General features: G+C 43.5%; 9 protein-coding genes. 8 read left to right on the top strand and 1 reads right to left on the bottom strand.

Features of this window, described 5'->3' with window-relative positions:
• Positions 1 to 10 precede the first annotated feature (10 nt).
• The 7 genes from rlmD to CI595_RS05080 all read left to right on the top strand — a co-directional run bounded on the left by rlmD (position 11) and on the right by CI595_RS05080 (position 7,053).
• The gene (gene rlmD / locus CI595_RS05110) at positions 11 to 1,171 is read left to right on the top strand and encodes a 23S rRNA (uracil(1939)-C(5))-methyltransferase RlmD (protein WP_095172400.1); all 1,161 of its coding nucleotides are present in this window, start codon (positions 11 to 13) and stop codon (positions 1,169 to 1,171) included.
• Positions 1,172 to 1,823: 652 nt separating this feature from the next.
• Positions 1,824 to 2,489 carry a hypothetical protein gene (locus CI595_RS05105; RefSeq protein WP_095172187.1) on the top strand — a complete coding sequence of 222 codons (666 nt, stop codon included), beginning with the start codon at positions 1,824 to 1,826 and terminating at the stop codon, positions 2,487 to 2,489.
• Positions 2,490 to 2,546: 57 nt separating this feature from the next.
• A complete protein-coding gene (locus CI595_RS05100) occupies positions 2,547 to 3,554 on the top strand; it encodes a PDDEXK nuclease domain-containing protein (protein WP_095172186.1) in 1,008 nt (335 codons plus the stop codon).
• A 559-nt stretch (positions 3,555 to 4,113) separates the two neighbouring features.
• On the top strand, positions 4,114 to 4,485 hold the full coding sequence (locus CI595_RS05095; RefSeq protein WP_095172399.1) for a hypothetical protein: 372 nt from the start codon (positions 4,114 to 4,116) through the stop codon (positions 4,483 to 4,485).
• Between the two features lie 62 nt (positions 4,486 to 4,547).
• Entirely contained in the window at positions 4,548 to 4,979 is a 432-nt protein-coding gene (locus CI595_RS05090; RefSeq protein ID WP_095172185.1) for a GNAT family N-acetyltransferase, read from the top strand.
• 78 nt (positions 4,980 to 5,057) lie between these two features.
• Positions 5,058 to 5,210: a GNAT family N-acetyltransferase gene (locus CI595_RS27300; protein WP_095172398.1), complete on the top strand. Its 153-nt coding sequence runs from the start codon at positions 5,058 to 5,060 to the stop codon at positions 5,208 to 5,210.
• A 151-nt stretch (positions 5,211 to 5,361) separates the two neighbouring features.
• Positions 5,362 to 7,053 (top strand): methyl-accepting chemotaxis protein, encoded by a 1,692-nt coding sequence (locus tag CI595_RS05080; protein WP_095172184.1) that lies wholly within the window; start codon positions 5,362 to 5,364, stop codon positions 7,051 to 7,053.
• On the opposite strand, the gene CI595_RS05075 is transcribed toward CI595_RS05080, so the two are convergent.
• On the bottom strand, positions 7,047 to 8,492 hold the full coding sequence (locus CI595_RS05075) for a GntR family transcriptional regulator (RefSeq protein WP_243135102.1): 1,446 nt from the start codon (positions 8,490 to 8,492) through the stop codon (positions 7,047 to 7,049). The genes CI595_RS05080 and CI595_RS05075 overlap by 7 nt on opposite strands.
• A 232-nt stretch (positions 8,493 to 8,724) precedes the next feature.
• Between CI595_RS05075 and CI595_RS05070 the strand changes: the two genes are divergently transcribed.
• Positions 8,725 to 12,594: an ATP-binding protein gene (locus CI595_RS05070; protein ID WP_243135101.1), complete on the top strand. Its 3,870-nt coding sequence runs from the start codon at positions 8,725 to 8,727 to the stop codon at positions 12,592 to 12,594.
• Positions 12,595 to 12,685 lie beyond the last annotated feature (91 nt).

Raw genomic sequence — 12,685 nt, 5'->3', positions numbered from 1 at the left:
GTTATTATGTATGGCAAATAAATTGGAGATCAAAAAATGTCCTGTAGTGAAAAAATGCGGAGGATGCAGCTGCAAGGGGACTTCTTATAAAGAACAGACAGATATGAAAGAAAAACAGGTGCGGAAACTTTTAAAAGGAATCTGCAAAGTGGAGCCTATTGTGGGGATGGAGAATCCTTATCATTACAGGAATAAGATACATGCTGCGTTTGCGCATCTTCGGGACGGAAGTGTTGTTTCCGGAAAATACGCGGAGGGAACCCACAGAGTCGTGCCTGTGGATGACTGTCTCATCGAAGATGAGAAAGCAGACGCCATTGTGAGGGATATCCGGGGGCTTCTGAGGTCATTTAAGATCAAGATTTATAATGAGGACAGCGGATACGGGCTTCTGCGGCATGTCATGGTGCGCAGGGGATTTACAAGTGGGGAAATTATGGTGGTTTTAGTATTGGTCTCACCTATTTTTCCATCAAAGAATAATTTTGTGAAGGCTCTGAGAAAACTGCATCCGGAGATCACAACGGTTATTTTGAATGTGAATGATAGGCGGACAAGCATGGTGCTGGGGGAGAGGAACATTACCATTTACGGAAAGGGATATATTGAGGATGAGCTCTGCGGCTGTATTTTCCGCATCTCGCCTTCTTCTTTTTATCAGGTGAATCCTGTGCAGACGGAAAAACTGTATGGGAAAGCTGTGGAATTTGCGGGCCTTACAGGCAAAGAGCGGGTGATTGACGCATACTGCGGTATTGGTACCATCGGCCTGATCGCATCTAAACATGCGAAGGAAGTGATCGGTGTGGAATTAAATAAGGATGCAGTGCGCGACGCGGGAATCAATGCAAAGAGAAATGGCAGTAAAAATTTCAAGGTATTCCAAGGAGATGCCGGGGCATTCATGGTGCAGATGGCCGCAGAAGGAAAGCGGGCGGACGTGGTTTTCATGGACCCGCCCAGAGCTGGCAGTGATGAAGCCTTTCTGTCTTCTGTGGTGAAACTGGGGCCGGAAAAGGTGGTGTATATCTCCTGCAATCCGGAGACTCTGGCAAGGGATCTGCGGTATTTGGTAAGGAAGGGGTATGAGGCGGTGAGGGCGGTGCCTTATGATATGTTTGCTTGGACGGAGCATGTGGAAACCGCCGTGCTTCTCGTGCGGAAAGGTTGATTCTAGGCGGGGGTGCGGGATTATATGAGAAAATGGAATTGTGTTTTTACGGGAAGTGAGATGGATAAGTTTCCCCATAAGTGGGGACGAGGATAACGCCGGAGAGTTTGAAAATGAGGGTTTTGTTGGACATAAGATACAATCCGGCAGAACCTTTACTATTTGGCAAAAGAACAAACTGTATAGCAAATAAAATCAAAAAGAAAAGGTGGGAGGTATAAAAAGTGTTCTTTTAATAAATCTGTATTTACTTATAGTCGTTCATTGATTTGCTAGAATATTTCAATTTCTCTAAACAGAAAAACATCACAAATGTTTATATATAAAACTATTAAACCTATTGAATTTTATTGTGAAAGTGATATAATAAAAAATGTCAGGAGAAATACCCATACCCCTGTGGATTGAAAAAATAGTTTTATTTATATTGAATGAGGATAGTTGCCTGATCTATTATTGTGATAATAATATCAGGCATCTTCATTATCATTTGATAATAATTAGATTTCTAACATCTTGGCTTGATGTAGAATATTTCTTTGTGTTAATTCAGATAAAATATTAAACGCTATATTTTAATGCCTAGAAGTTTGAATTGTGTAAACAATAGAGGTAATAAATAGAACATATAAGGCAAAGGGGGATAAATAGGGTGGAACCACATATTGACCAGTATTTATTATCAACATGTTTATTTATTATAGATGATTTAAATACTTCATATCAAAATTATAGTAAGAAGGATTTAAAAGAAATTGCTGATACGAAATTTAATGAGATGGATATAATTGTAAGGATTGGATATCCATTTAAGCAAATGGTGCATTACACTGTTGGAGAAGGATGTAAAGGTATTTCAAAAAAAGTTAACCATGATTTATGCATTGAGACAAAAAAATTTAAGATAGAAGTAAAATATTTGAAAAATTGGAAGGGGACTTCGGGTAAATATTCTGCAAGTAAGAGATGGAAGGAATATCAAGATGATTTTGATTGGTTATTAACTGAAATTGATAATGGTAATAAGGGGAAAGTGGCGTTTATCTTAGGATGGTTTAATTGTGTGAGTTCAATTTCAAAAATAATCCAACTCGGTATCGGAAGTGGAGGACATCCTCTTGTAAATGAAAGCAGATTATGCTATTTTCCTTTTTTACATAGACCAAAGATTCCCACCTATAGTTCTGATTTGGAATACAATTATGGATTGGCTTATCAAAAACTCCCATATAGTCCTATAGGTTATAAAAAAGAAGAATATAATTGTATGTTTTTAGGAAATGAGAAAGACTGTTTCCATTTTGCAATTTATTTTTAGAGAGTTTATCATATCTTATACAAAGAATAAAGATAGAGTTTGATAAAAGGAGAAGCCATGGAACAACAATTCTATGAACAAATTAAAAAAATTCTTTTAGAAGCCAGAAACAAAGTATATCAAACAGCAAACTTTGCAATGGTGGAAGCATATTGGAATATAGGGAAAAGTATCGTGGAACAGCAGGATGGCTATGAAAAAGCAGAATATGGGAGTAGATTAATAGCGGAATTATCCAAACAAATGACTGTAGATTTTGGTAAAGGTTTTACACCGACTAATCTTAAATACATGAGACAGTTTTATCTGACATTTCCAAATAGTCACGCACTGCGTGACGAATTGAGTTGGACACATTATCGTCTGCTTATGCGTGTGGAAAATAAAAACGCGCGCCAGTTCTATATAGAAGAGGCAATAAAGTCAAATTGGAGTACACGGCAGTTGGAAAGGCAAATTAATTCTTTCTTTTATGAAAGGCTGTTATCCAGCCAAAATAAAGAAAAAGTTTCGGAAGAAATCCAGAAATTGGAGTCTGCAAAAGTACTAGAGGATATTATCCGCGATCCATACGTCTTAGAGTTTCTGGGATTGAATCCAAAAGACGATTTTTATGAGAGTGATCTTGAAGAAGCATTGATAACGCATTTGCAAAAGTTTCTCTTAGAATTGGGGAGAGGATTTTCTTTTGTTGCCAGACAGAAGAGGATTACATTTGATGGCCGGCATTTCCGAATAGATCTTGTTTTTTATAATTATATTTTGAAATGTTTTGTATTAATTGATTTAAAAATCGGAGATTTGACACATCAGGATTTGGGACAAATGCAGATGTATGTCCATTATTACGAACGTGAATTGATGAATGAGGGGGATAATCCACCGATAGGAATTGTACTTTGTGCGGATAAAAGTGAATCTGTAGTAAAGTATACATTGCCAGAAAATGAAATACAGATTTTTGCGTCAAAGTATAAGCTATACCTTCCAAGCGAAGAAGAGCTGTTACAGGAATTGCAAAGAGAGTACAGAGCATTGGAATATGATAAAGAAAAATCAAAATAACTTTACTTTACTTAAAGAAAGTGTGATTTTTGTGGGAGGGTTATTGAAAGGGACAAATTTATTAATAAAGGGGTGATTTTCGTTCAAAAGGGGTAAGAGGGGTAAAATTGATGAAGAAATTTATCCCACCATTATGTAATGGAAATACTTTTGCCATGTAGTATAAAATATACGTTCCACCGCACGTTGAAACCGCCGTGCTTCTCGTGCGGAAGCCTTGATTTTTGCGGGGTTGTTTGGAGAAAATGGAGTTGTGTTTTAACAAATTATTCAAGATGATAGAGAAAAACTGCGCAAAATTTTAAACGAAGGTCACTCATATTTTGAACTGATTCAATCACAATACGGTTTGGTAAATGATAATTCCCCCGAATATCAGTGCACATACAATTTGATAAGGGATGCTTTACTGAGAGATGAAAAAATACTGACTTTGTTTCAGCAGCATGGATTGAGTAAAGATTTTATTGATTCATGTCGTGATATTAAAGAGGATTGAGCAATCTGGAAGATAATAATTCTATGTAAAAGCTATGATTCATAAATGAGGTATAAAAAATTGAAAAAGAAAATCATAACCATAAGCACTATATGTATAATTATTCTTATAACAGGCATTTACCTACTGACCCGCCCGAAATCATTAGGCAACATAAATGGCAATTATACAGAGCAGGAAACCATAACTTCCACCATTTCATTTTCAGGGAAGGCAGGGGATAAAATAAAATTCTCCTTGGCATCTAATGTAAAGGAGGGGGAATTGGAAATGATCCTGCATGATTCTGGGGGCAGGGAAGTATACCGATTAGATAAGGCAAAAGAATTAGAAACGTTTTACACCCTGGAAAAAACAGATATCTATACATTAAATGCACAGTGTAATAATTTTACCGGAAAATTCAAAATCAAAGTCTACAAAGTAAAGTAAAATATACTACATACAGCTTGCTGCGTATCACTCAGCAGCAGAATCAGAAAGCAGGTAAGAAAATGATCAGATATGCGGTAAAGAGCGATGAAAGTCAAATATTATCCATGATGGAACTGGTAAAAGATGACTTCGCCGGGTACAAAGAAAAGGAATTTTTAGAGGCAGTACACAATGCTGTCAGCAATGAGGAAGCAATCGTGGAGACGGAAGACGGCAGGATAGCAGGTCTGCTTATGTGTTCTAAAAAAGAAAAAGAACTGACTTTTCTTGCTGTCCATCCCAAGTACAGAAAAAGGGGTGTGGCGAAAAGGCTGATTTCGGAAATGTCACGATGGTTTACAGCGGGAGATATCATTGAGGTAATCACATTTCAGGATGGAGATCCCAAAGGGATTCCTGCAAGAGCTTGTTATCATGCCTGCGGGTTTACGGATGATGAAAAATTGACAGTATTCGATTATCCGTGCCAGAAACTAATACTTCGTCTGTAGCTTCATAGATTTACATAACATGGAGCTTTGCGGTCCGGACAGAAACAAGATTTATCTAAATGAATCCATTAAGCTGCCATTAAGCCGTATCCACATCTTTACGTCACTGATCAAACCTCACCTACCCTATTAAGGAGCTTCTACCGTCATCTGGGATTCACAGATACGGATTCGGAACAAATCACCCACGGAATAAGATATACGCCGATGGAATCACATATTCTCCGATAATTGGAGGAAAAACAAACCGGAACTACAGAAGAAACAAACAGAAGCCATGGTAAAATGTTGCTATTTTTACCATGGTTTGTTATACTTAAAATAATATTTATGTATATGAACAAAGATGGGGACAATTGTTTTTAGCTCGGGGAAGGTGAAAATGAAGAACTTAAGAATCAGTAAAAAGTTGGTTATATCTTATGTTGTTATACTTCTGTTCCTTATTACAGGAATGGCCGTCAGTATTGTGAATCTTGTAGATTTCAGCAAACAGATTGAGTCATTTTATGACGGGCCGTTTCTTGTAAAAGGCAGCGCGAATATGATCAACTCCAATTTTGAGAGAATGCAGAAAGCGGTGTACCGTTCAATCGCCAATGAGGATGAGGCAATCACCGGTGAGGCCATAGAAAATGCCAAAGAGTCAGCCAAGATAATACAGGAACAGCTTCCTATTGTTAAGGAACATTTTATTGGAGACAAACAGATCATAACCAGGCTGGAGGCGCAGTTCACAAAGCTGGCCCCTATGAGACAGCAGGTCCTGGAACTGGCATCTCAGAATAAAACAAGGGAAGCGGCAGAGTATATGGAGGCAAACAATATTCCCACCATAAAAGCGGCCCAGGAAGAACTGGATCTTCTGATCGAGAATGGCGATCTCAAAGCAGAGGAGCTGATAGAAAACATACGTGCAGACCAGAGGAATGCTATAATTATGCTGAGTTTTCTGGGAATCTGCAGTATTTTGATCAGTATTCTGTTCGGCAGTTATATTACCAGGGCTATCACTGTGCCGGTTTCGGAACTGGAACAGGCTGCGGATAACCTGGCCCGTGGAAACCTGAGGGCTGCAGCTATCGGTTATACGGCAAAAGACGAACTGGGCCATTTGGCTGACAGTATGCGCAGTGTGGTGGATTCACTTTTGACCATCATACAGGATGAGGGTAACATGCTGGGAGAAATGGCAGACGGTAATTTTAATGTGCGGTCAAAAGCGGAGGAAAAGTATGTAGGGGACTTTGGAAAAGTGCTGGAATCTATTGAACGGATCAAAACTTCATTAAGCGATACATTGATGCAGATCAATCTGTCTTCTGACCAGGTATCATCGGGAGCTGACCAGGTGTCATCAGGAGCACAGGCTCTTTCGCAGGGGGCAGCAGAGCAGGCATCCTCCATCGAAGAACTTGCGGAGACCATCAGAGGCATTTCCAATCATGTAAAACATAATGCAGACTACGCGGAAGAGGCAAACCAGCGGGCAAATGCGGCGGGGAGCGAGGCAGGTGAGAGTAACCGCAGGATGCAGGATATGGTATCAGCCATGGCGGATATAAGCACCAGTTCCAGAGAGATCGGTAAGATCATTAAGACAATTGAAGATATTGCGTTCCAGACCAATATCCTTGCACTCAATGCGTCAGTGGAAGCAGCCAGGGCCGGGGAAGCAGGCAGAGGATTTTCCGTGGTTGCAGCGGAAGTCCGCAATCTTGCCACAAAGTCAGCGGCAGCATCCAAAGACACTGCCGCATTGATCGAGAATTCCCTGAATACCGTCAAGAGCGGTACACGTATTGCGGATGAGACAGCCAACTCACTTGACGCGGTGCTGGAAAGTGTCGGGCTTGTGACCGAGATCATTGGGCAGATCACAGCGTCCTCCATAGAACAGGCAGATTCCATCCTTCAGGTAGAACAGGGAATTGAACGGATCTCTGAGGTGGTGCAGACGAATTCCGCTACAGCGGAAGAAAGTGCGGCTGCCAGTGAAGAGCTGTCAGCGCAGGCACAGCTTCTGAAAGATCTGACCGGACAGTTTCGTCTGGAATCAGACGCCTGTCAGTGATCAGGGATCAGAAGCTCTTCCGCTTCTTTTATTCCTGATCGGACCAGATTGCTGATCGTGAAATGAAACTCATGCATCAAAAGTTCTTCCAGTTTCTCGGAAAAACGGACGGCATCTGCTTCTTTCAGGGAACGGCTGAAGGTTTCAAAGCAGGAAATATACAGATCCTTTTTATCATCGCTCTTTTTCCATATACTGTAGAGTGTGTATCCCCAGAAAAGCTGCTGCAGCAGCTCCGTGTAAACGGTACGGACAGCCTCATAAGGGGAATATTGTCTCAGCATATCCAATGTGGCATAAGTGATCAGCTCATACTGCTGACGTTCTTTCAGTCCGGACAAGCGTTTCAGACAATCCTGTATGGCATCGGTATCCAGCGAGGATATGGTGATCTCCGAAACATCCCTGCAGGATAAGGCCAGGATCTGCAGGCTTTGTGCCATATCTAACATCCGTTTTCGGACAGCAGGTTTTGTAAAATCACAGTTTTTCGCTGTCTCCTTGTAAGACAGCACTTTAGTTCCAATCCGCTTGAAGGATTTGGTGGCACCTACGCCGTTGAGCAGGGAAAGTGCCCTGCGGACCGTGCTCACAGATACATTTCTCTCTTTGGAAAGCTGACTCAGAGAAGGGAGGAAGGTGTCTGCAGGATACTGGCCCCGGCTGATGGATGTGAGAAGGTCCATTGCCAGTGAGTAGCATATTTGTGATGCCTTTTTATACGGGCTCCATGTGAACGGGATCTCCTGGGACGGACCGGGCATGGTGATCCTCTCTTCATAAAACCGGCATAGAGACAGGGAAATGGAGTCCTGTGCGCTGCGGATGGATCCGCGCAGAGAATCCCAGTCTTTTTTTAGGCAAAATTCTAAAGAGCGCGGTGCATATTCCGTGACAACTGACATATGCCAAGGATTTTTGGGTGTACTGAAAAAAGGTGCCTCAAAGAAGGTAAAGATCTGCCACAGCAGCCGAAGGAGAAGATCATTTCCCAAAGACGCATATGCTGTCATAATGTAGTCGAACGCAAAAGTCGGAGGATATGTATGGTTGGCATCCGACAAAGGCGTACTGTTTAGCATCTTTGCAGGCGCATTTTTAAGTCCGAGCCACTGGGCATGACCTGTCAGCGGTCCTATGGATTTACTTAAATCGATCAGGGCATTTTTTCTCTGGGAAAAGAAGATCTGGACATGGTCTTCTATCTGCTGTTCACTGTAATCCTTTATGACCACAGACCCTACATTCTGGGAGATGGTAATATAGCCGTCCTTCTGCAGGCGCAGATAAGCCCGGCGTATGGTATCCAGTGAGACAAAAAAGCTGCCTGCAGCATGTTCCATTGTGGGAAGCGCATCGCCATAATGGTAGACCCCGAATTGAATGTGTGTTTTTAACACACCATAAACTACGTTGCACAGTTCTGTATCATCTTTCACAAGTCTTACCTCATTTCCTTTTGTTTCCATCAGTATTTTAAATCAGTATAGCATGAACATAAATATTTTACCACAGGATCAAGCTGTGCGCCATGCAGAGATTCCGTGCACATCCCCCCGGAATATTGCTATTTTTCGCGTATTTTGTTATACTTGCAATAGTATTTTTATGTATGTGAACAAAGGATGCATAAGTATTATATTATTTGATTAGACGAGGAGGTATCCTGCTGTGACGGAAGATGTGATTCTTTCCATGGGCCAGCTTGAGTCCATACTTGATAACTCACCCACATCTGTTATTATAAGTGCCCTGGATGACAGGGAGCTTCTCTATGCCAATCAGGCGGCCAGGACCATGATTTCCCCCAAATACAGAGGAAAGCGGATGACCTGCTATCAGGCATTTGGTTATGATACGCCCTGTAAAGCATGTCCTGCGGGAATGGCGGGAGATGAACCGATTCTCCGTGAACTGTTGATTCCGGAGAATGGGCATACCTATCGTTTTACGGGCAGGGATATTGACTGGGCAGGACGTCCGGCGCATATTGAGTATATTGCGGATATCAGCCGGCAGAAACAGGTGGAGTGCGAGCTGGACCACCTGGTCAATTCTATTCCCGGAGGGATTGCCAGTTACGAGATTAAGGGGAGCCGTTTTATCCCTCTCTATTATTCAGATGGTGTTATGGAAATTTCAGGTCATACCAGGGAAGAATATGAAGAGATGATAAAGCATGACGCGTTGGATGTCATTTATAAGGCTGACAGGGAGCGGGTGCTTTCAGCCGCCTTGCGGGCGTTTGAGACAGGGGAAGTCTTAGATGTATCTTACCGGATGCGCCATAAAAACGGCAGTCTGATCTGGATCCATTTAAATGGCCGGCGCATGGGAACGGGTACGGACAGCACCCGGTTCTATGCGGTCTTTACCGGAATGTCCTCCGAGAGCCGATTGTTCCAGAATATTACCAATGAGACGGCAGACGGCATTTATGTTATAGCAAAAGACAACTATGAACTCCTTTATATAAATGAAACAGAGGGACTTTTTTCACACAAGCCCAACTGTCTGGGGGAAAAATGTTACACTGCACTGTATGAAAAAAATGCACCCTGTGAATTCTGCAGTATGACAAAAGGAAAGATGGAGGGGGAGGAGCATGAGAAAAAAGAAGACGGGACCGAGCAGATCTTTCAGGCATACTACCGGGAAACAGACTGGAACGGTATTCCCGCTTATGTAAAATATATGCGGGATGTTACGGAGTCTGTTCAGACACGCAGAGAGAAAGAGCGCCTGGACCTTTATTTCAGAAGCATGGTGGAGCAATTTCCAGGAGGTATCTCCATGATGACCTATCAGTCGGACGGTGCCATGAAGCTGGAATTTATCTCCCGCGGTTTTGCTGCCATGATGCAGCGGACAGTGGAGGAGGCAAAAGCGCTGTATGATGAGAATATCTTTGCGGGAATTTATCCTGAGGATATAAAAGAAAACCGGGACAGGCTGCAGCACTTTTTAGCGGGAAAAGAAAAATCCTGTGAACTTATTGCCCGCATGGAGCGGAAGGATGGGAGCTATATCTGGGTCAGCAGTACGCTGTCAATGCTGCCATCGGAAGGCAATGTCCGCAGAATATACATTGTTTATACGGATATCAGCAAAACCATGGAGGAAAAGGGGCGGCTGCAGCGCCAGTATGAAGAACAGCTTCTGGAGCATTACCACAAACCGGGGGCCAATGAACTGATCCTTGGCCACAGCATTATATCCAAGGACAAGGTGGTGGAGATACGGGATTCCACGGATTCCGCCCTCCTGAAGCGGTTTGGAACATCCAGGAAAGCACTCTATCAGGGACTTGCAGGGCTTATCATAAGGGAGAAGGACCGAAGCGAATTTTTAAACCTTTTTTGGAATGATGCAATGCTGCGCGCATTTGCGGAAAATAAGACAGAGCAGACCATGGAATGCTTTATCCGTCTGCCAAAGGAAAAACACGGGCGTTATGTCCGGTTTAAGGTAAACCTTCTGTCTGGGCCGGATGGGGGAGAGGTCATTGGGATTCTTACGGTTACGGATATTACAGAGGAAACCATCTCCAAACGGATCTTTCGGCAGCTCACAGTCACAAGCTATGATTATGTTATGGATGTGGATCTTCTTCATGACACGTACACCGTTTTGACACGCAGAGAGGGTGCTGTGGGGGCCCCTGCACTGAGCGGCTGCCATTCAGAGAGAGTGGCCTATATGGCCGGATCGGTGGTACTGCCAAAGGACAGCAGATCATATGCGGAGGCTTTGAAGGCAGATGAGATCCGCAGGACGCTGAAAGAGGGACCTTATACTTTTACTTATTCTATAACAGACAGCAATGGAAATATCCGCATTAAGAGAATGACGGCTGCTTCCGTGGAGCCGTGGCTGGAGCGTTACTGTCTTGTGTGTACCGACATAACGGATTCCGTCAGGGAACAGCAGGGGCTTTTGAATATGCTTGCGTACACCTTTGAACTCATGGGATTTCTGGATGTGAACAGCGGCAGTTTTACCATGTATACCAGAAAAACAGTTTTGGAAAATCTGCCGCCGGAAGTGATCGAACAGTATGCCGATGCCATTGCGCTTTTTGCCGGCTCCTCTGTTTTGGAGGAATCCGAGGAGACACTGCAGACACAGCTTCGGCTGACCTCCGTCCTTGCCCGTCTGGAAAGAGAACCGTCAGGTTATGATTTTGTGGCTTCCTATGAGATGGACGGCAGTATTCGCTATAAGCAGTTTAATGTACTCTGGGGAAACCAGAATCACAGTATAGTCTGTGTGGTCCGGGCAGATGTGACAGATATGATCGCAGCAGAGCGCAGTACAAAGAAAGAACTGGAAGAAGCACTGCGTTTGGCGGAGGAGGCCAATCGGGCAAAAAGTGATTTCCTGTCCGCCATGAGCCATGATATCCGGACACCCATGAACGCCATTGTGGGCATGACCACTCTGGCAGAGGCACATATGGATGACCGCAGCCGTATAGAGGACTGTCTGCAGAAGATCACAGTTTCCAGCAGGCATTTGTTAAGCCTTATCAATGATGTTTTGGATATGAGCCGGATCGAACAATCCCAGATAACCTTAAACCGTATGAAGATCCATTTATCTGATCTGCTGGAACAGCTTACAGCTATTATCATGCCCCAGGCCGGAGAGCAGGGTGTGCATTTATCCGTCTGCCGGAAAAATATAGTACATACTTTTTTCTATGGAGATCCCCTGCGGATCAACCAGGTTTTGATCAATCTGCTTGGAAATGCCGTTAAATTTACTCCGGCGGGGGGCAGCGTAGATTTCCTCATAGAAGAGAGTAGCCCTGAGAAGCAGCCAGGATATGTCAGATACCGGTTTACTGTTAAAGATACAGGGATTGGAATGACAGAAGGATTTCTGGACCGGATCTTTGAACCGTTTATCCGTGAGCAGGCAGTGGGAAACCTGGAGGGGACCGGTCTGGGACTCAGCATTACAAAACGCCTGGTAGATTTAATGGAAGGCAGACTTTCAGTAAAGAGCAGGAAAGAGGAAGGGTCTCAGTTTGTTGTGGACCTGGAATTTGAGAGGGCGGAAGACGCTGGGGGAGAAGAGGAGAGGATAACCGGGCTTTCAGGCAAGGGAAAGACGAAGATATTTGAGGGACGTCATTTCCTGATCGCGGAGGATAATGACATAAACGCGGAAATTTTATGTGAGCTTCTGCAGATGCAGGGAGCATCCTCTGACCTGCAGCCGGATGGCCTTCAGACAGTGGAGGCATTCAGGCGGGCAGCGCCGGGAACCTATGACGCCGTACTGATGGATATCCGGATGCCGAAAATGAATGGCTATGAAGCCACCCGCGCGATCCGGAATCTGGACCATCCGGATGCAAAGAAAATTCCCATCATTGCCATGACTGCCAATGCATTTGCGGAGGACATCAAAGCGGCATTTGAGGCAGGGATGACAGCCCATGTGGCGAAGCCCATTGACATGAAGATGCTGCAGTCTGCATTGGCAGAAGCATTCAGCCGGCATTATGGCGATGACGGGGAATACACGGATTGACACCGGAATCTATTGGCCTTTTGTTGGGCACATGGTATAATACTTTGTATGTAAGTTAAATATTCTGACTGGAATTGAGCTGCTGTCCGGA

It is taken from the genome of Blautia hominis (assembly GCA_002270465.1).
Taxonomy (GTDB): domain Bacteria; phylum Bacillota; class Clostridia; order Lachnospirales; family Lachnospiraceae; genus Blautia; species Blautia hominis.
Note: the sequence above shows the minus strand (reverse complement) of the source record. Positions and strands in the feature narration are given on the sequence as shown.

What these genes read in the sequence shown, in the direction of transcription:
- rlmD (WP_095172400.1), top strand. Translation starts at nt 11, where the DNA reads ATGGCAAATAAATTGGAGATCAAAAAATGTCCTGTAGTGAAAAAATGC.
- CI595_RS05100 (WP_095172186.1), top strand. Translation starts at nt 2,547, where the DNA reads ATGGAACAACAATTCTATGAACAAATTAAAAAAATTCTTTTAGAAGCC.
- CI595_RS05090 (WP_095172185.1), top strand. Translation starts at nt 4,548, where the DNA reads ATGATCAGATATGCGGTAAAGAGCGATGAAAGTCAAATATTATCCATG.
- CI595_RS05080 (WP_095172184.1), top strand. Translation starts at nt 5,362, where the DNA reads ATGAAGAACTTAAGAATCAGTAAAAAGTTGGTTATATCTTATGTTGTT.